The organism is Allobranchiibius sp. GilTou38 (assembly GCF_017565325.1).
GTDB classification, from domain to species: Bacteria; Actinomycetota; Actinomycetes; order Actinomycetales; family Dermatophilaceae; genus Allobranchiibius; species Allobranchiibius huperziae.
On record NZ_JAGEKN010000005.1, the window covers coordinates 258,876 to 283,654 of the forward strand.

Sequence of the window (24,779 nt, forward strand, 5' to 3'; positions counted from 1 at the left end):
GATCGGACACAGTTTTCCGCGGGCCCCGATCAGCCGGAAATGGCTCGCACCAGATTGCTTTGATGAGGCGAAGCCTGGAGCCGATGACAGCGTGGAACTCAATCTCACCGAGGTCCTGAGCTGGACCGTCCTGGCCCGTGAGGGTCACTACGGTCGAGCTGCCGACGAGCTGCACGTGTCGACGTCGTGCCTCACCAAACGGATCCAGCGCTTGGAGAGCCAGCTGGGGACGGTCCTGGTCGAGCGGGGACCAGGAGGGGTGCTCGCCATCACCGGCACCGGACGGCTGTTCGCCGTCCGGGCAGAGCGACTGCTCGACGACGCGCGCCGCCTCGCCACCTCAGCACACGAGCCGGCAGCGCCGGTGGTCGTCGGGGTGCCCGGTTTCGATGGCGCCCGGGTCTTCGAGCACTGGGCTCGCAACCAACCGCCCACCGTCCGCGAGACGCTCGCGACATTCGTGTGCTGGGTCGGCATCGCCTTCGATCACCTCGACCTTGCTCTGACGAGCCAGCGCGTCGACATCATGCTGACCGCCGGTGCGTCCACTCAGCCGGGGATCCGCTCAACTCGCCTGTGGCCCCTGGAGCGCATCGGGCTGGTGGCCCGATCACACCCGCTCAGCGGTCGTCGTACCGTGCCGGTGGAGCAGTTCGCGACCCTGCCGTTCCTGCGATCGGCCGCCGCTCCGCCCGACTGGATGTCGCTGTGGTGCCTGGGCGACGTGCGGCCCATGAGCGAGGCCCGCATGGTCGAGGTCGCACCCCGGTCCATGTCCGACGTCCTGGGCAGCGTCGCACGCGGGTCTGTCGTGGCGGTCAGCCCCACTCTCGTCGGCCCGGTCCTGCCTCCGCCCGTGTCATACGTGAAGCTCGACGGTGCCCCGCCTGCCTGGTACTTCGCCCACACGCGGCGCGACGAGCCACGGCGCGTCGTGGCCGAGGTTTTGCACCTTCTTGACGCAATACCCGCCGAGGAGGTGTCTGCCTGACTCGATCAAGAAGGATTTGCGGGCGCCGGCGCTGGTGTAGCTGCGCGCGACCTAGGTCGGGGCAATGCATCCTCAACATGCAGGCCTTCTCGGTTGCGCCTTCGTGAACACCACGTCGCCCCCACCCCACCGCGCGGCATCAACGTCGACGACGTCGCCGCTGGCATGCACGCTCACCGGTTGTGAAGCCGTCCCTCCCCGGCGTATGTGGACCAGCACCTTGACAGCGGTTGGGTGCCGCACTCCGGCACTGTCAACTCCCCGAGGCCGACCGCGGATCAACTGCGCCGGTCTCGCGGCACCGACAGAGTTACGCCGCCGCTCAGGCGGACCAGACCGTGGTGTGACGGCCGAACCCGTCAAGGTGACGCGCTCCAGGCGAACAGCAGAATACGGATAGAGTTGATGGTATGAGTACAGACACTGGCGAACCGACCAATGTAGCGGCCGAAGCGTTCGAGCAACCTTTTATTCACGCCATTCATGACACGCGAACTGACTGCTTCTCAGTCATGACCGAGATGTCTGTGGGTCGTTACTTGGAGTTAGTTCGTGAGGCGCATGCGAACCAGGGGGAATCGAGGGCCAGCGTGCGGTGTTGGGAACCACCACCGCACGCCGCATTCGCGAGCGGATGATTTCGGACTTAAGCCAGGGCGCTGTCCTACCCCCAATTGTAATAGGACTCGTAGTCGAGGATGCCCAGTTTGAGTCAATGCCACCGGCCAATGGAGACGAACTCGCCCATCTGTTGTCTACCGTGAAAGCAGATGACGTCTCGATCATTGACGGCATGCAACGTACATCTGCTTTGGTCGCTGCCGGCGAGGTAGATGAGTCCGTGTTCAGGCGGCCAGTCCGGGTCGAGTTTTGGATAACCAGCAGCGTCCGCGCCCTGATCTATCGGATGCTCGTGCTCAATACGGGTCAAGTCCCATGGACCCTCGACCGCCAAATCTCAGTCGTCTTCGCCTCCATGCTGGAGGAACTCCGCAGCCGGGTGCCTACAATAGAGAAGTTGATCACACCCGATGATCCAGGCCGGCGCGTCGGGCCAGCTCAGCTCCGGTTCGATGCAGTCGTGGAAATGTATATGGCATTCTCTCTTCGTAAGACAGCAGTCGACGCTAAGGAGCAGGTGTCGGACGAATTCTCCCGTCTCGATTTTGTGGAAAACTTGGATGATGTCAACTTTCAAGACCAATTCTATGACGTCCTGTCGATGCTCATTGCGTTCGATAAGGCATTTTCTCGCGCTACCACAACGGATGCTTCCAAATTAAGCAATGGACGTCAGGTATTTGACCGCCAACCGGCTCGAATTGGCTATGTTGTGGCTCTCGGGATGAAGATCCTAGGTAGACCCGGCGAGGAGCGAAGGACTGAGCAAAAGCAGGACGCGCTGTCGGATATCAGGTCTCAGCACGATGCGCTGATACGGCGACTCCACCAATTCTCCGATGCAGAATTGGTCGATTTTCTTCGACTCAATGTCCTGAGCGAGGTGCTTGACCGGCGCGTCGGCCAGGTCGGTCGCTACGAGCGCGGCGTATTCCTCGAGGCCTTCAAAGTACTCATTGACGAGCATTTCGATGTGAAGTCAATGGAGATCTGCTGGCGGGCGGCATAGGTGTCACGCACAGCTAAAGAAGCTAACGCCAAGATCTTCACGCGGCTGTCCGCTTATGCCGCTAATCATGATGTCTTGATACCCACCGGCGAACGGCGCGTCTTTCTTGCTGAGCATGACTACGGCTTGCTTATCGACTCGAGGCTCATCGCTCATTTCCCAATTGGCCGAAACCAAGCAGCAATTCTTCTTGAAACATCGGAACGGAACATCCTTGCCGTGGCTGGCTTCGAAGCTGAAGCAGTGCGGCCGTCGGTCTATATCAGTGAACTCGAGATCTCACCAGGTATCGCCGTTGCGGCCCTCGCCGACCTTGCTGTCGATCCGACGGGCAGTCCATTAGCAGTGCTCGACGTCGTCGCTGCAGGTAAGGTAGGGGATATCGATTATGAAGGCCATGACTTACTAAGGGTGCAGACCCTTTTCCCCCGCTTGCGGGCTTTCGAGATCGACGCTGAGGCAGGTGGCTCGGACAAGTTTTTTGCAAATTTGCTCACAATCTGCGCAGCCGAGAGTGTGGGCGGAAATGGCTGGATCACTCCATCGCTAGCAGAGGAACTCGTTTGGCTTGCTGAACAGCGGATCTCGGGTTTTCATATGAATTTCTCGTCATGGCAGCCCTGGAGCTTGACCCGAGAAACCTATTCCTTGCGTTGTACCGGTGCCTTGAGGCAACTTATGCATTCACTCGAGCGTCCGAACTAGCGGTCAACCTAGGCGTCACCGATCGTTCGTGGTTCGAGATCGCGAAAGCCTTGGGAGAATCCCTCAATTGGTATCCACGCCATGACCAGTCACTTGCGTCCGTAATGTCGCTGACCGCCGTAGACCCAGATGACATTCGTGCGCTGGCCGTGTCGCTAGGCAAGAACCCTGACGGCACCGACGTAGCTGCACACGTCGCAACCGGCATGCGCGAGTTACGGAACAGCCTTGTCCACTATGGGCCAACAACACGCGCAGTTGCAGTCCCAGACGGCGACTGGAATCGCCTTTGCACTCCGCTGGCGCGGATTGTCGGCAGCGTTTTTGCGCATACCTATGGCGGCGGCGGAACACGTCCATCCATGCCCGATGTTTCGGAGTCGGCATTAATTAGCCACACACTAAAACCCAACCGCTCACTCATTCGACGCCATGTCAACAACCTGGCACGTCTCGTTCGAGTCATCTACTCGAAAACCCCGTGAGCATTGGCCCCCCAACGATCCTGAGTATCTTGTCTCTTCATTGCCAATCTCGATATTTCGAAATGTGCCGTGCATGCCTCGAGTGCCAGTTGCAGCACCCGCGATGCGTGCTACTGCGCGCGGCGACACGAATTTTCGCTGACCCGCAAAGGCACCAGCCGGCCACCATGCATCTGACCGTACCCGTCTTACGATTGTTGGGGCATGGCGCAGTCAATGGACCAACGGCCCGCTCTTACTCCGTCCGATATCCGTTCAACCAACGCGACGCCTACCGTATTGTCGCCCGGGTCGCTGAAACGGCCCAGCTCCTGCGACACCTCAGCCGACAGACCGCCGGGCATGGTCGAAGCGCATCGCAGACCAGGTATGCGCGCCCGTTCGGACGTCAGTGCCTAATTGCTGGAAGGCAGTCAGTCCAGTCGCCGGTGATGGTCTGAATCGGGGTAAGCCGGTCGGGGAATTCCCTATGGCGGGCCATGTCCGCCGTCCGGCCGAAGCGGAACTCCCACCGCCCGGTTGCCGAGAACAGGCATGCGGCGACGATGTCGAACCCGTCGACCGCGTAGAAGCGCGACGCCGGATCACCCTTAGAAGCACGCGTTTTCTGCACCTCAACTTTGAACGCTCCACTGGCGAAGGTCTTGGGACTGGCGTTCTTGCACTCGACCCGGAGGAACGTGCCATCGTCGAGGGTCACGTCGAAGTCGTGCATCGCGTCGACGTCGAGCCTCCGTAGTGAGGCGATACCTGGCGCTCCGGTGAGCTTTCGCTCTAGGTGATATTCGGCAACTCCGCCGCGCACTGCGACCGACAGCCGGTTGCGGCCTCCGATGATATCGAGGATTTGCTCGCTGCTCAGCGCGAACTGCTCCTCAAGGACATGCCTACGCTGGGGCTCGTCCGAGAGGGCATGCTCGCCAATAGAGGTCGCGGCAGCAAAACGCAATGGCGGATCGAGGCGCAACGAGGTTGCGCGCCGTTCCAGCCGGGCGTAGTCGATGAGCCTCTCAGGAGTGAACGCGACGACGGTCTCCAGGTTCGTGGGCGAACGTGCCTCGGTGCGCTTCGTGCCTCCTCGGTTGATCTTCTCCCAGACATGCCAGCCAGATTCCTTGGCCTGCTCAATCTCGGCGTCTTTGGCGTAGAACGAGATTCCCATCGGGAGCGGATCCCACAGGTTCGCGTCCAGCCCAACCAGCACTCCGCCAGCCAAATCAATGCCTATGATAGTTGTTACGTCTACACCCGCGATGTCACGACCGACTGGATGTTCGCGCTTCCAGCTGTCCTCAGAGCCGTAGCGGAGCTGACCTCGGACCTCGTCGTCGGGGCGGTTCCTTATGTGGTTGCGCGTGATTCGGAACGGGTACACGAGCAGTCCGATCCGCTCATCAGACTCCAGCTGGACGCCGAGATAGACAGGTGCGCGCCCGGGGTCACTGGCGTAAAGAACACGGCCACCGGATGCCTCGACGGCATGCACGAGGAAGTCGTGCAGATCCAACCGACCTTGAACCCGGTAGACCTGGCCGAACACACGCCCAGCGAACGACTCGTCGCCCACAGGCCTCCCCTCGTCGTCAGCTATCTCAGCAAGCCTGGCGGCTGCACGGCCTGTCGGTGGTCTGCAGCAGACTAGCCCCGACGATACTGATAGAACTCGCCATGCCCGCGGATGACGGGCCATGCGGGCATCAAGAATTGAGGTGGCAGATGGGCGAGCAGCTCTCCGTGGTGAGCCTGTTCTCTGGAGCAGGAGGGCTCGACCTTGCCGTCGAACGGGCCGACGCCGAGCCCCTAGCATCCGGCGACTTCGGCAACGGTCTGTTGCGCGTCTCGGTCGCGACCGACTACAACGAGCCGGCCCTCCAGACCCTCAAGGCCAACTTTCACGATGCAAGCACCCTCGCCGGTGACATCCGCGCCGTACCAACCGAGGACATTCTCACCAAAGCAGGTCTGCGCTCCACAGAGCCCGTCCTCGTGATCGGCGGCCCGCCCTGCACCCCGTTCAGCAAGTCTGGGTTTTGGCTGGAGCAGAAGCGCGAGAGCCGCGACCCCAACGCTTCCCTGCTCGACGAGTACGTACGTGTCGTGCGCGAGGCCCAGCCAGAGGCGTTCATTCTGGAGAACGTCCAGGGCCTGACCTACAAGACCCACAAAGCGCAGTTCGAGCGTCTCCTCAGGGGCCTCGGCGAGCTGGGGTACAACCCGCAGTGGAAGGTTTTGCTCGCCGCTGACTACGGTGTCCCGCAGCTGCGCCGCCGGGTATTCGTCGTCGGACGCCGCGACGGGGAGAAGTTCGAGTTTCCCGAGCCGACCCACTCCGGCTGGAGCGAGCACACCCGTACTGTCGATGCCAGCAAAACCCCGCACGTCACAGCAGGTCAAGCATTCGAAGGCCTGCCCCTGATGACTCAGGCCTCCGACGACGAGATTGTCGACGGCACCTACGGCGAGCTAGCCGCAGAGATCCCGCCCGGCCAAAACTACCTCTGGCACACCGAGCGCTACGGCGGGCGCAACCACTTCGAATGGCGCAGCCGCTACTGGACCTTTCTCCTCCGCCTCGACCCGAACCGCCCCTCCACCACGCTTCAGGCCCAACCCGGTCCGTGGGTCGGTCCATTCCATTGGGAGAACGTCCGCACCGGATCCGGCCAGGAGCGGGCCCGCAGGCTGCGCGTCAACGAGATGATCCGTCTGATGTCGTTCCCCGATGACTTCAAGATCGGCGGCTCCCGCGCGAACGTGCAGCGCCAGCTCGGTAACGCCGTTCCGCCGGAGCTAGGTAAAGCAGTTGTCCGCGCGCTCATGACGCAGCTCGGGTATCTGAATCCGGTGAGCCCCAGCCACGTGGTGGCCTTCGGCTGATTGACTATGAAGCCACGGCGCCCGGAGGGCAGTGCCGTTGCTAGTCTTCCCTTTCCCATCGGGCGGACCCATATCGAGGCCGCTCGCGCTGGTCATCCAGCCCTCACCGACCGCAGCTTGGATGAGGTCGGCATGCAGGCTCGGCCGATCCATTTCGGGCGCACCTGTTGGATTCCCAGTCCGCCATCGACCGTGGCTATCACCTCTCGTATCTGGGCGATCAGTTGCGGGTCAACCGCGTTCATCGGGCGCGCGCTTGTGCGCGACGACGGAGCGCGGCGCACTAAGCGTCGCTGTCGCGATGGGGAGATCGACGGTCACTTCGGCCCATGGGAGCCCGGCCCCGATGTACGTCTCGGGTTGAGCTGGCAATGGTCGCGTTGAACGTCCTGGAAGCGCGTGTACTCAAGCACGCGATCCGCGGTGACGTCCTGCGGGCTGACTAACCCATCCAGTTCTCCGGGACGGTACGCAAGTTGGATCACTCACACGTCTTCCAGCGCGATCGACAGAGGTTACTCCGCGCCAAAAGCGATCAGGACATCGCCGACACCCAACGTCGCACCCAATACTTAATTAGCCCCGACCTAATTGCGAGAAGGAACCAGAATTGATTCATCTACGGGGTCCATGACCGCCAACCTAGGCGCGCCGAGCTGCCATCGCTATGACGCCCGGCCAGCTTGGATGCATGAATTCGCCTAATAAGACATCAGAACTCAAAGGAGACTCGACGGTCAGCCCGGCTGGTTCGCGACGGGACAGCCCTAGGTCAGATGGTTTTGACAACTGGAGCCGCTTATCGGAGTCGAACCGATGACCTATTCATTACGAGTGAATTGCTCTACCGACTGAGCTAAAGCGGCGTGCGCCCCAGCAGCCAGGCCGCTTGAGCGCGCCGCCGAGTATACGCAGGGACCGGGCGTGCGCCCGAATCGGGCGCCAGGATGGACGAGCTCAGCAGCGCTTGCCCTCCGTGGGTACCGTTCCCTTGAGCAGGTACGCGTCCACCGTGTCGTCGACGCAGCCGGACTGGCCGTACGCCGTGTGGCCGTCACCGTCGTACGTCAGCAGGTGGCCGTTCGACAGCTCGGACGCGAGTCGCTGGCTCCAGGCGTACGGCGTCGCGGGGTCGCGCGTCGTGCCCACCACGAGGACCGGGCCCGAGCCGGCGGCGGAGATGCGGTGCGCGGTGCCGGTCGCCTTGATCGGCCACTCGGCGCAGGTCAACCCCGACCAGGCCAGGAACGGCCCCCACGTCGGCGCACTCTTGGAGAACGACGTTACGTCGGCCTCATAGGTGGAGGCGCTCGTACTGGAGGGCTGGTCGAGGCAGTTCACCGCGTTGCCCACCTGCATGATGTTGCCGTCGTACGTGCCGTCACTGCTGCGGTCGGCGTACTGGTCGGCCAGCGCCATCAGCCGGTCGCCCTTGCCGTCGAACGCCTGCTTCATTGCCTTCGTGAGCGTCGACCACGACCCCTTGTCGTACATCGCCTCTGCGATGCCGAGCGAGGCCCAGCCTTCCGTCAGCTGCTTCACGTCGCCCTGGCCGGAGACCGGCAGCGGCTGCGCGTCGACCTGCTTCAGGAACGACCGGATCCGCGCCATCCCTGCGTCGACGGAGGAACCCAGCGGGCAATCCCCCGATGACACGCAGTTCGCGACGTACGAGCGGGTGGCCAACTCGAAACCGCCGGCCTGCCCCTGCGCGACCTGCTCGGAGGTCAGGTCCGGAGGCACCACCCCGTCGAGGACCATGCGACCGACGTTGTGCGGAAAGAGGCCGGCGTACGTCGAGCCGATGAGCGTGCCGTAGGACTTGCCCAGGTAGTCCAGCTTCGGGCTGCCGAGTGCGGCACGCAGCACGTCGAGATCCCGGGCCACCTCGACGGTCGACACGTGCCCGAGCAGCGGCCCGGCGTTCGCCTTGCAGGCCGCGCCGAAGCCCTTGGCCGTGGCGGTGGCAGCCGCCACCTCGGCTGCGTCGTCCGGCGTGGGGTCGGAGCCCAGGATGCTGTCGAGCTGCGAACCGCTCACGCACTCGATCGGATCCGAGCGCTGCACCCCACGCGGATCGAAACCAACCACGTCGTACGCCTTGCGGATCGAGCCGGTCACGATCTGGTCGGCTGCCGCCGCGTAGTCGTAGCCTGACCCGCCCGGGCCGCCCGGGTTGACGACCAGCGACCCCTTGCGCGACCCCGTGGCCGGCACTCTGTCGATCGCCAGCTGGATCGTCGCGCCGGTCGGGTTCGCGTAGTCCAGCGGCACCGTCAGCTTCGCGCACTGCACGCCGTCGCAGTCCTTCCACGCGATCTTCTGGCTGTAGAACTTCGCGAGCGTCGGAGTCGGCGCGCGGGTCACCGACGGGGGCACCGGCGTCGAGGACGAAGGGGTGGACGAGCCCACGAGACTGCACCCCGACAGCGCCAGCGACGCACCCACCAGAACGGCGGACGCGGCATGGAACGACCGGCGCCTCATACGCGAACTCCCTTGACCTGCAACGAGATGGTCATCGACTCCAACGCCAGCAACGGCGGCACCGCGGCCTCGATCCGCTCCCGCGCCACCCCGATCGCGTCCATCGCGTTGAGTAGCTGCTCGGCGCTGTGGCTCTGGGCGACGTCGCGCACCTGATCGCCCAGGTCGGCGTTCACCAGGTCGACCGGCGCACCCGAGCGCACCATCAGCGCGTCCCGGTAGAGCGACAGCAGATCGACCAACGCCCGGTCGACCACGTCGCGCCCGAAACGGGTCGCGCGGGTCTTCTGCTCCTTCTCCAACGCGGCCACCTGCGAGCGGATGTGCGGCGGCTGCGTGCGGGCCGCGGGGTCGGCACCCAGCTGCTCCATCAGTCGCGTTCGCTCCGCAGCGTCGCGCTCGCCGGATGCCGCCGACGTCTCGTCCCCCGCGATGGAGGCCAGCGTCGCCGCAGCGGTCATCGCCTCGCCCAGGTTGTGGATGCCGCCGGCGAAGCGCAGTGTCTCCCGGCGGCGTTCGCGCGCGCCCTCGTCGCGCGCCAACCGCAGCGCGAGTCCCACGTGGGACTGCGCCGCGCGGGCGCTGTCGAGCGCCAGCTGCGGGTCGATGCCGTTACGCCGGGTCAGCAGCTGCGCGACCGCCTCCGCGGACGGCGTACGCAGCCGCACGTGCCGCGAGCGGCTACGGATGGTGATGATGACGTCCTCCAGCGACGGCGCGCACAGCACCCACACCGTGCGCGACACCGGCTCCTCCAGCGCCTTCAGCAGCGCGTCGGCCGCGCGCTCGGTCAGCCGGTCGACGTCCTCGACCACGATGACCCGCCACGCGCCCACCGACGGCCGCGCCTGGGCCAGCAGGGCCAGCTCGCGCGCCTGCCGCACCGGGATCGACAGGCCCGCCGTGGCGACGATCTCGACGTCGGCATGGCTGCCGTCGAGCGCCGTACGGCACTCGTGGCACTCCCCGCAGCCGTGCCTGGGGCATTCCAAGGCGGCGGCGAAAGCCCGTGCGGCAGTTGATCTTCCGGACCCGGGCGGCCCGGTCAGCAACCACCCGTGCGTCATCGCGGTCTGGTCGCGCACCGCCCGGTCGAGCGTGGTGACGACCGTGGGCTGGTCGATCACGTCGTCCCAGACGCTCATGGCGCGCACTCCACCATCGGCGCCACCCGGTCGCGCACCAGCGCCGTGACCTCTTCGGCCGGCAGCGTGGCGTCGACCACGAGGTAACGGTGCGACGCGGCAGCGGCGAGCGCGAGGAATCCCGCGCGTACCCGTTCGTGGAAGTCGGCCTTCTCCTGCTCTAGCCGGTCGCCCCCGGGCCCGCGCCGGGCCAGGCCGACGGCAGGGTCGAGGTCGAGCAGGATCGTCACGTCCGGCACCAGCCCCTGGGTGGCCCACCGCGAGACTTCGGCGATCTCCTTAGCGTCCAGCGTGCGGCCGGCGCCCTGGTAGGCAATCGAGGAGTCCTGGTAGCGGTCGGCGATGACGACCGCGCCGCGCGCCAGCGCCGGGCGCACCACCGTCTCCACGTGGTGGGCCCGGTCCGCAGCGAAGATCAGCGCCTCCGCGCGGGGTGCGACGTGGTCGCCGTGCAGCAGCAGGTCCCGCAGCTGCAGCCCGAGCTTCGTGCCGCCCGGCTCCCGGGTGACCACGACCTCCTGCTCACCCGCGGCCAGCCACGCCCGCAGCGCCTCGATCTGGGTGGTCTTGCCGGCGCCGTCGCCGCCCTCGAAGACGACGAAGGGGGCGGTGGCGGTCGGCATACGGCGAGCCTAGGTCACGGGCCCGACGGGGCCTCATTTCCAGGTGTAGCGCAGCGTGTAGTTGTCGTAGACCGACGAGGTCACCGTGGCGCCGGTGATCTGGTAGGCGATGCAGGTGTCGCGCGACTGCCCGGCGGGGATGGGGGTGTAGTCGGAGTCGTTGTCGCATCCCGGCACGGAGGAGTAGAGCGTCTTGCCGGTCTGGGACTCGCTGAAGATCGGGTGCAGCTCTAGCTGGTTCATGTCACCGGTTTCCACCTGCTTGGTACCGCCGGTGACGTTCGCGTAGTTGACGGTCATGTAGTAGAGCGTGCCGTTGGCCTTGGAGACCGTGCCGCCGTACGCCGACTCCGGCGCGACCGTCAGCTTCTTGACCGTCATGCACACCGTCGTGCCGTTGTCGTCCTTGTAGACCGCGGGCTGGCCGTAGCGCAGAGCCGCCATCTGCGGGCTCAGCTTCGTGCTGCAGCCGGCGGGCAGCGCGGTGCCGGCCGGAGCCGAGGTGCTGTCCGATGACGAGGACGTCGTGGTGGACGGGGTCGCGGGGCTGGACGGAGACGTCGAGCTCGTGGAGGGGGTCGACGGCGAGGACGGGCTGGTCGGCGCGGCGGACGAGGACGAGGAGGTCGAGCCGCCGCTGGTGGGCGCGCCCACCGAGGGCGCTCCGCCCGGCCCGCAGGCGGCGATGCCGACGACGGCCGTGGCGCTCAGAGAGGCGACGGCGATCCGGGTGAGGGTGGTACGCATGAGCATTCCCTTCGTAGGTGACGTTGGGAATACGACGGGCGCACCGCCGGAGCGGTTCCACGCCTCACCTGATCAGTTGCCGGTGGTCAGCACCATCCGGTAGCGCGCCTCGCCGCTCATCATCTTCGCGAAGGCGTCGTTGACGTCGCTCAGCGGCGCTTCCTCGGTCATCACGCGTACGCCGTGTGCCTGGGCGAACTCCATCGTCTCCTGCACCTCCTGGGCGGTGCCCGACGGATGCCCGTGCACGGTCTTGCTGCCCATGATCAGCTGCGTCGGGCTGACCTGGATGGCCTCGGGGACGGCGCCGATCGCGATCAGCTCGCCGCGGTGGGTCAACCCGTCGATGGTGGCCGACATGGCGTCGGCGTTCGCGGCGGTGGCGAGCACGACCTTGGCGCCGCCGAGCTTCTGCAGTGCCTCCGCGACGTTCTCGGAGTTGCTGTCGATGTAGTGCTTCGCGCCGAGCTCCAGCGCGGAGTCCTTCTTGTCGGCGCCGCGGGCGATGGCCACGGTCTCGAAGCCGAGATTCGCCGCGAACTGCACGCCGAGGTGACCGAGACCGCCGATCCCCAGGATGGCCACCAGGTCGCCCGGCTTGGCGATGCTGGAGCGCAGCGCGGAGTACGTCGTCACGCCGGCGCACCCCATCGGCGCGGCCTGCACAGCGGTCATGCCCTCCGGGATGCGCGCGAGCGCGGTCGCCGGCACGATCACCGAGTCGGCGTACCCGCCGGGGTAGGCCCAGCCGGGCACCTGCAGCTCGGCGCAGTTGATGAAGTCGCCCTCGCGGCAGGCCAGGCAGTGTCCGCAGTTGCCGCCGAACCAGCCGACCTCCACCCGGTCGCCGACCTCCCAGCCCTCGACGTCCTCGCCCAGCGCGTCGATCCGGCCCGCGATCTCGTGGCCGGTGACCAGGGGGAACTGCACGTTGGGGAACGCCGCGTGCACGAAGGCGGCGTCGGAATGGCATACGCCGCAGGCCTCGACGGTGATCCGCACCTGTCGGCGGCCCGGCTCCCGCACGTCGTTATCGACGATGCGGAAGTCCCCGCCCTTGGAATCGACCTGCGCTGCACGAACGGTGGCCATCACGGTGTCCTCATCGGTCAGTAGGGGGTACCGATCGATGATGTCAGGACGACCCGACTGCGGTCACCCTCGGCGAATCAGCTGCTCTTGGCCGCCGACTTCTTCGCCGTGGTCTTCTTCGCGGTGCTCTTCTTGGCCGTCGACTTCTTCGCGGTCTTCTTCACCGCGCGCTTGCGGGTCGTCGGACCCTTCGCGCGCTTCTCGGCGAGCAGCTCGAAGCCGCGCTCCGGCGTGATCGACTCCGGGTCGTCGTCCTTGCGCAGTGTCGCGTTGCTCTCGCCGTCGGTCACATACGGGCCGAACCGGCCGTCCTTGACCACCACCGGCTTGCCGGACACCGGGTCCTCGCCCAGCTCCTTCAGCGGCGGCGTCGCGGCGCGACCCCGGCGCTTGGGCTCGGCGTAGATCGCGACGGCCTCCTCGAGCGTGATGTCGAAGAGCTGCTGCTCGGTGACGAGCGAGCGCGAGTCGGTGCCCTTCTTCAGGTAGGGCCCGTAGCGACCGTTCTGCGCGGTGATCTCGACCTGTGTGGCCTCGTCGCCCTCGCCCTCGGTGACCGTGCCGACAACCCGGGGCAGGCTGAGCAGCTTCAGCGCGGCGTCCAGCTCGATCGTCGCCAGGTCCATGTCCTTGAAGAGCGACGCGGTCCGCGGCTTGGCCTTGGCGGCCTTCTTCTTGCCCTTGGCGGGCTTCTCGGCCGCCGGCTCCTCCTGCAGCACCTCGGTCACGTACGGCCCGTAGCGGCCTGCGCGGGCGATGATGTCGTGCCCCGTCTCCGGGTCCTTGCCCAGCACCCGACCGTCGTCGTCGGCGGTCGCGAGCAGCTCGCGCGCCTTCTCCGGCGACATCTCGTCGGGGGCGACGTCGTCGCCGATGGTGGCGCGGCGCGGCTTGGCGTCCGGGTCGGGCGCCTCGCCGGTGACCTCGCCGGTCGCGGGGTCGACGCCGACGGGCACGACCTGCTCGACGTACGGGCCGTAGCGGCCGACGCGCACGACCATGCCGTCGCCGAGGTCGATGGTGGAGATCTCGCGAGCGTCGATCTCACCGAGGTGCTCGACCATCTCGCGAAGCCCCTCGACGGTCTGCCCGGCGGCACCGAAGTAGAACTTGTTGAGCCACTCCACCCGGCCGCGATCGCCGGAGGCGATCAGGTCCAGGCCCTCCTCCATGGAGGCGGTGAAGTCGTAGTCGACCAGGGAGGGGAAGTGCTCCTCCAGCAGCCGGGTGACGGCGAACGCCAGCCACGTCGGCACCAGCGCGGTGCCCTTGGTGCGCACGTAGCCGCGGTCCTGGATCGTGCCCACCGTCGCGGCGTACGTCGACGGGCGGCCGATCCCGCGCTCCTCCATCGCCTTGACCAGGCTGGCCTCGGTGTAGCGGGCGGGCGGGCTCGTCTCGTGGCCGTCGGCCTCGGCACGCTCGACGTCGAGCAGCGCGCCCTCGGTCAGCTGCGGCAGGCGGCGCTCCTGCTCGGAGGCGTCTGTCGCGTCGCCGGCGTCGCGGCCCTCCTCGTACGCCGCGAGGAAGCCGCGGAAGGTGATGACGGTGCCGCTGGCGCTGAACTCGACCTGCTCGGCCACGCCGCTGCTCGCCACCGGCACGCTGAGGCGCACGGTCGCGGTCGAGCCGCGGGCGTCGGTCATCTGCGAGGCGACGGTGCGCTTCCAGATCAGTTCGTACAGGGAGAAGTCCTCGCCGCGCAGCTCACCGGCGACCTGCGCCGGCGTCCGGAAGCGGTCACCGGCGGGCCGGATCGCCTCGTGCGCCTCCTGGGCGCCCTTGGCCTTCTTCTCGTAACGACGCGGGGTGTCGGTGATGTACTCCGCGCCGTACATGTCGCTGGCCTGCGCACGCGCCGCCGTCATGGCCGACTCCGACAGCGTCGTGGAGTCGGTACGCATGTAGGTGATGTAGCCGTTCTCGTACAGCCGTTGAGCGACGCGCATCGCGTTCTTGCTCGACAGGCGCAGCTTGCGGCTGGCCTCCTGCTGCAGCGTCGAGGTCGTGAACGGCGCGGACGGCCTGCGGGTGTACGGCTTCTCCTGCACCGAGCTGACCGTGGCGGTGGCCGCGGCGACGGCGTTCGCGATGGAGGTCGCGCGGGACTGGTCCAGGTGCACGACGTTGCTGGCACGCAGCTCGCCGCTGTCGGCGAAGTCGCGGCCGGTGGCGACGCGTACGCCGTCCACCGAGCTCAGCCGCGCCGCGAACGACTGACCGGCCTCCTGCGGGGCGAAGTCGCCTTCGACGTCCCAGTACGACGCGGACCGGAACGCCATCCGCTCGCGCTCGCGCTGCACCACCAGGCGGGTCGCGACGGACTGCACGCGCCCGGCGGACAGGCCCTGGCGGATCTTGCGCCACAGCACGGGGCTGACCTCGTAGCCGTAGAGGCGGTCGAGGATGCGGCGGGTCTCCTGAGCGTCGACGAGGTCGGTGTCCAGCTCGCGGGTGTCCTGCGCGGCGCGGACGATCGCCTCCTTGGTGATCTCGTGGAAGACCATCCGGCGCACCGGCACCTTGGGCTTGAGGACCTCCAGCAGGTGCCACGCGATGGCCTCGCCCTCGCGGTCCTCATCGGTCGCGAGCAGCAGCTCGTCGGAGTCCTTCAGCAGGCGCTTGAGCTCGGCGACCTTCTTGCGCTTGTCCGGGTCGACCACGTAATACGCGTCGAAACCGTTGTCCACGTCGACGGCGAACTTGCCGTACGGGCCCTTCTTCATGTCCGCGGGCATCTCCGACGGGGTCGGCAGGTCGCGGATGTGGCCGACGCTGGCGTCGACGACGTAGTCGGAGCCGAGATATCCGCCGATCTTCTTGGCCTTGGCGGGGGACTCGACGATGACGAGCTTTCGTGGCACTACTGGACTCTCCTTGCGTAGTCACCCTGGTGCGGTGGATTCGTCACCGCCTCGACCTCGGGCGCTTAGACGGTAACCGGTCAAGGCTGGACGTGGGCTGCAGGGCCCACCGCCGTCCTCAGACGAGCAGGCCGTCGGCCACCAGCTCGTGCAGCCGCAGCAGCAGCGTGGCGCGCAGGTCGACGGCGTCCTGCCCCAGCAGGTCCGCGATCGCGTCGATCGCCGCCCCGGCGGGCAGCTCGCCGTCGCACACCGAGACGAACGCCGCGAGCGCGGTGTCCATCGTGACGGCCCTCCGAAGCCCGCCTCCCTGGCGCAGCAGGATGACGTTCGGATCGTCGGCGCCCGGCAGTCCGTACCGCTCCTCGGTGACGTCCGATGCTGTGCGCCAACGGTTCTCGAGCAGGTACGCGTTCCCACCCTCCGCCAGTGCGGTGCGAGCGCGCAGGCCGGCGTCGACCACCGCGCCCATCGCGTCGCCCACCGTGCCGTGCGCCTCGACCAGATCCACGAACGGCGTCCGTGCGGTCAGCGGACGCTGCAGAGTGACGACCCCGAAACCGATCTGCTCCACGTCGCGAGCGGCGAAGTCGTCGAGCCACGCGTCGTACATCGCGTCGTACGAAGGGTGGCCGAAGGTGTGACCACCGTCACCTGACCACAGCTCGGCGTACTGCGCCGGATCCTGCACGTCGCGCTGCACCACCCAGGCGTCCAGGCCGGTGCCGGCCACCCACCGGGTGACGACCTCGCGCCAGTCCTGCCCGCGCGGCACCTCCCAGTTGGCGAGCAGCTGGGCGATCCCGCCCGGCGCCAGCACGTCCGGCAGACCTTCGATCAGGCTGCGGACGAGGGCGTCCCCGGTCATCCCGCCGTCGCGGTACTCGTACTGCGGCATCGCCGCGGCGCGCGGGGTGATCACGAACGGCGGGTTGCTGACCACCAGGTCGAACGTCTCGCCCCGCACCGGCTCCAGCATCGAACCGCGCCGCAGGTCGAGGTCCACGCCGTTCAGGGCCGCGTTGAAGCGGGCGTAGGCAAGGGCTCGCTCGGAGGTGTCCGTGGCGACGACCTCCTCGGCATGCGTCAGCAGATGCAGCGACTGCACGCCGCATCCGGTGCCCACGTCGAGAGCGCGGCCAACAGCGCGACGCGGCGTCCAGAACGCCAACGTGGTGGAGGCACCGCCGATGCCGAGCACGTGGTCGGGCGGCAGGATCGTGCCGGTCACGACCTGGGAGAGGTCTGAGGCGACCCACCAGCTGTGGCCCTCGTCGCCGTACGGGCGCAGATCGCACGTGGAGCGCAGCAGCCCGTCCTGCTGCTCGGCGACCAGGCCGAGCGTCCTCAGGCCGCCGACACCGCAGGTGGGCAGCGCGTCCTGCACCTCGGCCGCCGCGATCGGTCGGCCCAGACAGAAGAGGCGCACCAGCGTGGCCAGGACTCCCCCGCCCCCGGTGGCCCGGACCGCCGCCGTCGGCTGGTCGCGGTGCAGGGCGAGAGTCGCAACAGCGCCGAGAAGCTCGCCGATCGCATCGGTCGTGAAGTCGGCCGCGGCCAGGTCGGCGCGCAGAGCGCTGACCGGCCCCGCGGAGACCGACGGCTCAGCCAAGGGTCGTCAGGGCCTCGTCGCGGCTGCTGAAGATCTGGAACACCTTGTTCAGACCGGTGATCGCAAAGTTGCGCAGCACGCGCTCATTGTCGATGACCAGCACCAGGTCGCCGCCGGCGAGCCGGATGGAGCGCAGGCGGCCGACCAGCACGCCGAGGCCGGTGGAGTCCAGAAACGGCACGCCCCGCAGATCCAGGACCACACGGGCGTTGCGGGCCGCCATCAGACGGGCGAGTTCCGCGCGCAGAACCGGCGAGGTGGTCGCGTCCAGGTCACCCTGGACATTGAGAACCAATGGATCGGTTTCGGGCGAGCCGAGCACCGAGACCTGCATGAAACCGCCTTTCCGCGGACATCGTCGTGATACCCGGGACAGGGATGTCGTCCGGTGATGCGACAGTGATGATGATGGTCACAATCAGACCAGGTCGGTAGACCGGCCACATTGTGTCATGGCCCTCACCAGCCACTCGGACACCACACGGAGGGACGGAGCGATCATCACGTCCAGCGCCTGCCGACCCGACGTCGCATCGGCACTCGACGCTCAGACCGGTGCCGGCACGGGCCGGCTGCTGCACATGCGCACCGACCCGGACCGGCCGGCATCCTCCGCGCCGTGGCCGACCTGGGTGCACGCCCCCGTCCGCGCCGCCATCGAGGGCACGGGGGTGCGCGAGCTGTGGACCCACCAACGGCATGTCGCGGACCTGGCCCACGAAGGCGTGGACGTCGGCATCTGCACCGGCACGGCGTCCGGGAAGAGCCTGGCCTATCTGCTGCCTGTGCTGTCCGCCCTCTCCGAGGGCGTGTCGGCGCCGACCGGACGCGGGGCGACCGCCATCTATCTGGCGCCGACCAAGGCGCTCGGCGCCGACCAGGAGGCCCGGATCGCCTCGTACGCCATCCCCGGCATCCGCGCGGCGACCCTCGATGGCGACACCCCCACCGACGAACGCCGCTGGATCCGCGAGCACGCCCACCTCGTGCTCACCAACCCCGACCTGCTGCACCACACCCTGCTGCCGCAGCACGAGCGGTGGGCCTCCTTCCTACGACGGTTGCGGTACGTCGTCGTCGACGAGTCGCACGTCTACAAAGGCGTCTTCGGCGCGCACGTCGCGCTGATCCTGCGCCGGTTGCAGCGGATCGCGGCGAGGTACTCCGCCTCCCCCACGTTCGTGCTGGCATCCGCGACCTCGGCCGCGCCGTCCGAGCAGCTGGGGCGCCTCGTGGGCCGACCGGTGCAGGTGGTCGACGAGGACGGCTCGCCGCACGGCGCCACGACGTACGCGCTGTGGGAGCCGGGCAGCGCGCCCTCGGATCCCACGGGCGAGAGCCGCCGCAGTGCGGTCGCGGAGTCGGCGGACCTGATGACCGCGCTCGTACGCCGGGGGGTACAGACGCTGACCTTCGCCCGCTCCCGTGTCGGCGTCGAGGTGGTGGCGGAGATGACGCGAGCGGCGCTGGGATCGGACGGGTCCACCGTGGCGGCGTACCGCGGGGGGTACCTGCCGGAGGAGCGCCGCGAGCTGGAGGCGGCGCTGCGCAGCGGCGCGTTGCGGGGTCTCGCGGCGACCAACGCCCTCGAGCTCGGCATCGACATCAGCGGACTGGACGCCGTCGTGATGGCCGGCTGGCCGGGGACGGTCGCGTCGTTCCGCCAGCAGGCCGGCCGCGCCGGGCGCGGCGCAGCGCCGTCGCTGGTCGTGATGGTCGCGGCCGACGACCCGCTGGACACGTTCGTCACCCACCATCCCGCGGCGATCTTCGACCGCCCGGTCGAACAGGCGGTCTGTGACCCGGCCAACCCCTACGTCCTCGCGCCGCACCTGGCCGCCGCGGCGGCCGAGCTCCCAGTGACCGTGGCAGACAGCGCCTATTTCGGTGACGACATGGTGGGTCTGCTGGCCGCGCTCGTGGCGCGCGGTGTGCTGCGACGCCGCCCTCGCGGGTGGTTCTGGGCACGCGAGGACCGCCCCGCCGACCACTTCTCGCTACGCGGCTCCGGTGAGGACGTCGTGCGCATCGTCGAGACGCGCACCGCGCGGGTGCTCGGCACGGTCGACGGTGCCCGGTCGCACACCACGGTGCACACCGGTGCCGTCTACACCCACCAGGGAGCACCGTTCGTGGTGACCGCGCTCGACCTGGACGACGGCAGCGCGCACGTCGTGCCGGGCGATCCCGGGTGGTCGACGATGGCGCGGTCGGTCAGCTCGTTCGACATCGTCAGCTCGCACCGGCACGAGGTGTGGGGCGACTGCGAGTTGCATTTCGGGACCATCCGGGTGCGCAGTCAGGTGACCTCCTTCCTGCGCCGGCTGCCGTCCGGCGAGGTGCTGGGCGAGCACCCCCTCGACCTGCCCGAGCGCGAACTGGTGACCAGAGGCGTGTGGTGGACGATGCCCGAATCCGTCGCCCTCGCAACGGGTCTGGACCCGGCCGACCTGCCCGGTGCGCTGCACGCGGCCGAGCACGCCTCCATCGGGATGCTGCCGCTCGTGGCCCAGTCCGACCGGTGGGACATCGGCGGGGTGTCGACCGCGCTGCACCCGGACACCGGCGTGCCGACGGTGGTGGTCTACGACGGCCACCCGGGCGGCGCCGGTTTCACCGAGCGCGCGTACGCCGCGGCGCGCACCTGGCTGGCGGCCACCCGATCGGCGATCGCGGACTGCAGCTGCGCGCACGGATGTCCGTCATGCGTGCAGTCGCCCAAGTGCGGCAACGGCAACGAGCCCCTGGACAAGCCCGGCGCCGTGCTGCTGCTGGACCGGCTGCTGCGCGATGCCCCTGTCGACGGGGAGGGGTGAGGCGCCCGCTCGGGATCGGGCGCTCGCCGCGCCCAGGCCCAGCCGGGCGGTTGCGCGCGTCACCACGGTGACATCGACCGTCACGCTGTCACCGGTCGGGATGCACGTCCGCAGCGTGGCTCCGCCGGCCGACGCCACCCGCGCGGCAGCCGCGCACGGGTCCACCCCGCCTTTCAGCAGGGCTGATTCGCCGGCAAGAGCGGCCATGTCCGCTGCCGTCCGCGCCCGCATGCTGGCCTGCACCGCTGACACCAGCGCGAGTCCGCCGCCCAGCACGCACAGCACAACCGCGATGACTCCCACCATGAGCACCGTGCCGGACCCACGATCACGCGCCCACCTCACGGCGGTGCCGCCTCCTCCTGCGCCACCCCGGTCGCGTGCAGAGAGCCGCTGCCCGCGACCCACCCGAACGGACCCCGCACCGGGGTGGTGACCGTCACCCGCACCAGGTCGCCGTCCGGCTGCACGGCGACGGACGACCCGGGAGGTGCCGCGCGTGTGCCGTCCCGCCGTACGGCGTCGACGGGATCACCGCGGGCGGCGGCTCGGGTAGCCACCCGGGCGGCGTCGGTGCAGCGGATCTGGTCGACGCCGACCATGAGCGCACCGAGCGCCACCAGCATCACGAAGACCACCGCCGGCAGGGCGACCGCGAGCTCGGCGGAGACCATGCCGGCATCCGCCCGCCGAGCTCGCGGGGTCACGACGCCACGCTCAGCGCATGCTGGATGATCGAGGTCAGGGCCGTCTTCACCGCTCCCGACTTCACCACCCCGATCAGCACCACCGCGAACGCGACGGCCGCCAGGGTGCCCACCGCGTACTCGGCCGTCGACATCCCGGCTTGTCGTCCGGCGGAGGTCACCGCGGACCAGCGCCTGGTCCACCACCGGCGCATCCGCACCATGAGTCGTGTCATCTGTTGCTGCCTCTCTCTATGGCGTGCCGGCCCTCGCCGTCGTCGCCTCTCTGCCCATCCACCGATCGGGGGATGACGTGGTGCGCTGGGCGTGGGGTGCCGCGCCCAGGTGGGCGGTTTGCGTCGGCGGCCAGGACTGCAGCACTGGCCAACGACGCAAACCGCGCACGTGGTGGTCCGGGGGGCCGCTCACGACGTGCCGGCCAGGACGCTGCGGGCGATCGTCATCACCACGGGCACCACCGTCAGCAGCGCGAACGCCGGCAGGAAGCACAGCCCGAGCGGCACCACGGTCAGCACGGAGACCCGACCGATCGCCTCGTCGAGGCGTTGGCGTTCGCCGCGACGGATGTCATCGGCCGCGCGCCGCAGCAGGGCGCCCGGCGGCACTCCGGCGGTCACCGCGAGCGCCAGCGATGCCGCAGCCGGCTTCCACACTGCGGGCAGCCCATCCCAGGCGCGCACCTCGTCCACACCCCACCGCATCGCCGCCGCCACCTGCCGCAGGTGCCGCGAGACCTTCTCGCCGGCGTCCTCTGCAACGGCTTCGACGGCCGTCACCAGAGGCACCCCGCTGCCGAGCGCGAGAGCGAGCAGATCCAGCGAAGCGGCGACCGCACGCACGTCCTCGGCCACCACCGGTGGCGGGACGGACGATGTGGGTCGGGACGCCGGCAACGCCCGTGGCCACACCAGCGGGGTCACCGCCACGAGCAGGACCGCGCACCACCACGCTCCCGGCGCGGACGGGTTCATCGCAGGGGCCCCGGCGCACACGATCGCGCGATCATCGCTCGGATCATCCGGCGGCCCGCCCACAGCAGCAGCACTCCGAGCAGCAGGGCGACCAGGCCCGGCGTCCCGGCGTAGAGACGGACCGGGTTCACCCCGATGAACGCCGAGATGGCGATCCCCGCGATCGGCAGCAGCGTGAGCAACTGCATGGTGGCGCGCGGACCGGCGGTGGCCGCGGCGACCCTGCGACGGTGGTCCTCCTGTTCGCGCATCGAGGTGACGGCCGTGCTCAAGGCCTCGCTCAGTCCGCAGCCGATCCGGTCGGACAGGGACCACGCACGGGCCACGGCTTCGAGACCGGCGCCCGGATGCCGCGCGGCCAGATCCGCCCACGCCTGAGCGAGGGGCGCTCCGCTCCGAGCGAGGGACGACAGGTCCGCGAGTTCTGCTGCCAGCTCGGGCATCTCGACGGTGCGGGCGGCGACCGACGCGGCCGTGGCGACCGCGACGGGCGGTGGGACCCCGGCCTCGACCGCAGGAGCGATGCCCTCGACCAGGGTGGTCAAGACTGCCCGGACCGGGTCCTGCGCCCTGCCGCGCCGCAACCGCCCGATCGCGACCCGGCGAAACCTTGCGGTCCTGGCCGGCAGGTCCGGTCGAGGATGGCGCAGCGGCCAGCACAGCACCGCGATGCACAGGCAGACCAGCGCGGTGATCACGGTGCGTCGCCCAGCATGCGGTCGAGCACCGGCCAGGCGGCCTCACGGTGCATGGTGCCGTCCCGGCGGGCCAGGGCGGGCCGCACGCACAACGCGTCGCCGTCCCAGCCGATGACCGCGATCTCGCTCACCACCCGATCGGCCCCTTCGCGGCGCAGGTGGACCACGACCTTGACCGCGCTCACGAGCTGGCTGCGGACGGCGTGCTGGGACATCCCGGCGAGGGCGCCGAGTGCCTCGAACCGGGCGAGGACGTCGGCGGCGGTGTTGGCGTGCACCGTGCCGCATCCGCCGTCGTGGCCGGTGTTGAGGGCGCTCAGGAGTTCGCGCACCTCCGCGCCGCGCACCTCGCCGACGACCAGCCGATCGGGACGCATCCGCAGCGACTGGCGCACCAGCACCTCCAGCGGGACGGCGCCGGCGCCCTCGACGTTCGGGGTGCGTCCCTGCAGCGCCACCACGTGCGGGTGCTCGATCCGCAGCTCACGGACGTCCTCGACCACGACGATCCGCTCGCCCGCGGGCACCTGCGACAGCAGCGCCCCGAGCAGGGTGGTCTTGCCGGAACCGGTGCCGCCGGTCACCACGAACGCGATCCGGGAGCGCACCAGCCGGTCGAGCACCTGCGCCCCGACCGCGCAGATCGTCGAGTTCGCCTGCAACTCCTGCAGCGTCGGGGTATGTCGCCGCGGCACCCGGAGGCTGATGTGGGCAGCGTCGGGCACCAGGGGCGGCAGCACCGCGTGCAGGCGCACTCCACCGGTCAGCAGTCCGTCGACGTACGGGCTCGTCTCGTCCAGCCGTCGACCGGCGTTCGTCGCCAGCCGGACCGCGAGCCGGCGCACCGCGGCCGCATCACCAACGTCGCAGGTCGTGGGTTCGAGGCCTTCGCCCCGGTCGATCCACACCCCGTCGGTCCCGTTGACCAGCACATCGGTGACGCCGGGCAGGGCAAGCAGCTCCTCGAGCGGTCCGGCGCCGAAGACCTCCGCGCTGAGCCGGGACTGCAGCTGCTGCACCCGACCGGCGCCCAGGGTGACCCGGTCGAGTGACGCCAGCTCGCCCACGGACTCCGGCGTAGGAGCGGAGCCCTCGCGGATCCGGCCCCACATCGCCTCCCCGATGCTCACGCTGCCGCCTCGGACCGCTGCGCGAGTAGCCGCTCGAGCAGCTCATCGCACACCTTGGCCAGATCGCCCTGGGCCCCCGGCCGCTCGCCGCGGGCCAGGTCGCTGCGCACGCGCCGCTCGGAGCCCATCTGGGCCACCACCTGCACCTCGACCGCATCGGACAGCTCCTCCGCCAGCCGATCCGAGGCGTCCCGCAGCACGACGACCGGGTCCCGCCCCGCGGACCGCAGTCGCTCCACCGCGACGCCGACTGCCGCGGTGCCGCGTACCGAACCGTGCGCCACCAGCACCGGCACCGCGTCGGCCGGCAGGTCCTGCGGGTCGATGTCCCGTGGCGCGTCGATCAAGAGCAGGTCGCAGCATCCCGCCAGCGCGGTCACCGCCTCTGCCACCACCTGAGCCGGCGCTGCTGTGCCCTCCCGGCCGTAGGACAGCACGGCGGGGCCTGCAGCGGGGAGGGCGTCGTACAGCGCAGCACCGTCCAGCGCGCCCAGGGATCCGGCCACCTGGGCCCACCGCACCCCGTCGGCGCGTTCGATGCCGAAGACGACGTCGAGCCCTCCGGCGTACGCGTCGAGATCGAGCGCGACCACTCGCAGCCCGCGGCGATCGGCCGCACCGGCCAGTCCCGTGACCAGCACGGACGCCCCGGCGCCGCCTCCGCACCCGATCACCACCACGGCGTCCGCCGTGCCGGCCCCGCGCCGGTCGCCCTTCGTTCGCATGTCCCACATGGAAGCGGTGCGGGAACCGGGCGGCCCACCGGTGCGTCAGCGCCTGTGGATGCCGAGGCTGCTTCTCGGGGGGATGTGGATGAGGGGCCCTGAGAATCGGCCTCGGCTCCTCAGATGAAGAGACGAAGAGACGTAGAAAGACCCCCGCCAGGGGGGTGGCGGGGGCCTTTCTGGTGGATCGCCCTGGGGGAGGGCAACCGACCCAGGCGCTGCAACCCGAAGGGAGCGCCGTTCTTCAAGTGTGGAGGGTCGCGGCTTTCCGGGCAAGCGTCTCGCGTGATATCCGTGCGGCGGCCCGAGGAGGGGACAACGAAGACGCCCCCACAAGAGTCGGTGGAGGCGTCTTCGCCAACGCGCGTGACCTGGTTACCAAGCGTGCACTCGGCGTTGTGTCGGCCCGGCCGTCAGATGGTCCGGTAAAACCGATCGCGTTCATCAGTGAACTGCCTGCGCGTGGGTACCTGT

The 24,779-nt window shown here is 68.7% G+C and carries 20 protein-coding genes and 1 tRNA gene; 5 read left to right on the plus strand and 16 right to left on the minus strand.

All coding sequences use genetic code 11. The annotated features are described in order from the left end of the window. Window positions 1-91 precede the first annotated feature (91 nt). The 3 genes from JOB34_RS04690 to JOB34_RS04700 all read left to right on the plus strand — a co-directional run bounded on the left by JOB34_RS04690 (window position 92) and on the right by JOB34_RS04700 (window position 3,326). On the plus strand, window positions 92-991 hold the full coding sequence (locus JOB34_RS04690) for a LysR family transcriptional regulator (protein WP_208051610.1): 900 nt from the start codon (window positions 92-94) through the stop codon (window positions 989-991). Window positions 992-1,589: 598 nt separating this feature from the next. Next, a complete protein-coding gene (locus JOB34_RS04695) occupies window positions 1,590-2,621 on the plus strand; it encodes a hypothetical protein (RefSeq protein ID WP_208051611.1) in 1,032 nt (343 codons plus the stop codon). Then, entirely contained in the window at window positions 2,622-3,326 is a 705-nt protein-coding gene (locus JOB34_RS04700; protein ID WP_208051612.1) for a hypothetical protein, read from the plus strand. 873 nt (window positions 3,327-4,199) lie between these two features. Here the strand turns inward: JOB34_RS04700 and JOB34_RS04705 are convergent. Continuing rightward, on the minus strand, window positions 4,200-5,318 hold the full coding sequence (locus JOB34_RS04705; protein ID WP_208051613.1) for a hypothetical protein: 1,119 nt from the start codon (window positions 5,316-5,318) through the stop codon (window positions 4,200-4,202). 209 nt (window positions 5,319-5,527) lie between these two features. Between JOB34_RS04705 and JOB34_RS04710 the strand changes: the two genes are divergently transcribed. Then, on the plus strand, window positions 5,528-6,688 hold the full coding sequence (locus JOB34_RS04710) for a DNA cytosine methyltransferase (RefSeq protein WP_208051614.1): 1,161 nt from the start codon (window positions 5,528-5,530) through the stop codon (window positions 6,686-6,688). 790 nt (window positions 6,689-7,478) lie between these two features. On the opposite strand, the gene JOB34_RS04715 is transcribed toward JOB34_RS04710, so the two are convergent. From JOB34_RS04715 to JOB34_RS04755, 9 genes are all read right to left on the minus strand, one after another. Beyond that, window positions 7,479-7,554, minus strand: a tRNA-Thr gene (locus tag JOB34_RS04715). A 91-nt stretch (window positions 7,555-7,645) separates the two neighbouring features. After that, the gene (locus JOB34_RS04720) at window positions 7,646-9,175 is read right to left on the minus strand and encodes an alpha/beta hydrolase (RefSeq protein WP_208051615.1); all 1,530 of its coding nucleotides are present in this window, start codon (window positions 9,173-9,175) and stop codon (window positions 7,646-7,648) included. Further along, window positions 9,172-10,320 carry a DNA polymerase III subunit delta' gene (locus tag JOB34_RS04725; RefSeq protein ID WP_179478677.1) on the minus strand — a complete coding sequence of 383 codons (1,149 nt, stop codon included), beginning with the start codon at window positions 10,318-10,320 and terminating at the stop codon, window positions 9,172-9,174. The genes JOB34_RS04720 and JOB34_RS04725 overlap by 4 nt, the downstream gene beginning before the upstream one ends. Beyond that, window positions 10,317-10,943 (minus strand): dTMP kinase, encoded by a 627-nt coding sequence (tmk, locus tag JOB34_RS04730; RefSeq protein WP_208051616.1) that lies wholly within the window; start codon window positions 10,941-10,943, stop codon window positions 10,317-10,319. Before tmk ends, JOB34_RS04725 begins: the two co-directional genes overlap by 4 nt. Before the next feature lie 33 nt (window positions 10,944-10,976). Further along, the gene (locus tag JOB34_RS04735) at window positions 10,977-11,690 is read right to left on the minus strand and encodes a hypothetical protein (protein WP_208051617.1); all 714 of its coding nucleotides are present in this window, start codon (window positions 11,688-11,690) and stop codon (window positions 10,977-10,979) included. A gap of 72 nt (window positions 11,691-11,762) precedes the next feature. Beyond that, window positions 11,763-12,782: an alcohol dehydrogenase gene (locus tag JOB34_RS04740; protein ID WP_208051618.1), complete on the minus strand. Its 1,020-nt coding sequence runs from the start codon at window positions 12,780-12,782 to the stop codon at window positions 11,763-11,765. A gap of 77 nt (window positions 12,783-12,859) precedes the next feature. Beyond that, window positions 12,860-15,646, minus strand: a complete 2,787-nt coding sequence (gene topA / locus JOB34_RS04745; RefSeq protein ID WP_208051619.1) for a type I DNA topoisomerase — start codon at window positions 15,644-15,646, stop codon at window positions 12,860-12,862. A 118-nt stretch (window positions 15,647-15,764) separates the two neighbouring features. Then, window positions 15,765-17,258 (minus strand): methyltransferase, encoded by a 1,494-nt coding sequence (locus tag JOB34_RS04750; RefSeq protein WP_208051620.1) that lies wholly within the window; start codon window positions 17,256-17,258, stop codon window positions 15,765-15,767. Further along, window positions 17,251-17,592 (minus strand): STAS domain-containing protein, encoded by a 342-nt coding sequence (locus JOB34_RS04755; RefSeq protein WP_179478664.1) that lies wholly within the window; start codon window positions 17,590-17,592, stop codon window positions 17,251-17,253. The genes JOB34_RS04750 and JOB34_RS04755 overlap by 8 nt, the downstream gene beginning before the upstream one ends. Before the next feature lie 247 nt (window positions 17,593-17,839). On the opposite strand from JOB34_RS04755, the gene JOB34_RS04760 reads away from it, so the two are divergent. After that, window positions 17,840-20,074, plus strand: a complete 2,235-nt coding sequence (locus JOB34_RS04760) for a DEAD/DEAH box helicase (protein ID WP_208051710.1) — start codon at window positions 17,840-17,842, stop codon at window positions 20,072-20,074. Window positions 20,075-20,415: 341 nt separating this feature from the next. Here JOB34_RS04760 and JOB34_RS04770 read toward each other — a convergent pair whose 3' ends face one another. The 6 genes from JOB34_RS04770 to JOB34_RS04795 all read right to left on the minus strand — a co-directional run bounded on the left by JOB34_RS04770 (window position 20,416) and on the right by JOB34_RS04795 (window position 24,305). Beyond that, window positions 20,416-20,781: a TadE family type IV pilus minor pilin gene (locus JOB34_RS04770; protein ID WP_208051622.1), complete on the minus strand. Its 366-nt coding sequence runs from the start codon at window positions 20,779-20,781 to the stop codon at window positions 20,416-20,418. After that, complete coding sequence (locus tag JOB34_RS04775) at window positions 20,778-20,996, minus strand: DUF4244 domain-containing protein (RefSeq protein ID WP_208051623.1); 219 nt, start codon at window positions 20,994-20,996, stop codon at window positions 20,778-20,780. The genes JOB34_RS04770 and JOB34_RS04775 overlap by 4 nt, the downstream gene beginning before the upstream one ends. Before the next feature lie 189 nt (window positions 20,997-21,185). Beyond that, the gene (locus tag JOB34_RS04780) at window positions 21,186-21,752 is read right to left on the minus strand and encodes a type II secretion system F family protein (protein ID WP_208051624.1); all 567 of its coding nucleotides are present in this window, start codon (window positions 21,750-21,752) and stop codon (window positions 21,186-21,188) included. Continuing rightward, on the minus strand, window positions 21,749-22,450 hold the full coding sequence (locus JOB34_RS04785) for a type II secretion system F family protein (RefSeq protein ID WP_208051625.1): 702 nt from the start codon (window positions 22,448-22,450) through the stop codon (window positions 21,749-21,751). The genes JOB34_RS04780 and JOB34_RS04785 overlap by 4 nt, the downstream gene beginning before the upstream one ends. After that, window positions 22,447-23,580, minus strand: a complete 1,134-nt coding sequence (locus tag JOB34_RS04790) for a TadA family conjugal transfer-associated ATPase (protein WP_347813721.1) — start codon at window positions 23,578-23,580, stop codon at window positions 22,447-22,449. The genes JOB34_RS04785 and JOB34_RS04790 overlap by 4 nt, the downstream gene beginning before the upstream one ends. Then, complete coding sequence (locus tag JOB34_RS04795; RefSeq protein ID WP_208051626.1) at window positions 23,577-24,305, minus strand: hypothetical protein; 729 nt, start codon at window positions 24,303-24,305, stop codon at window positions 23,577-23,579. The genes JOB34_RS04790 and JOB34_RS04795 overlap by 4 nt, the downstream gene beginning before the upstream one ends. Window positions 24,306-24,779 lie beyond the last annotated feature (474 nt).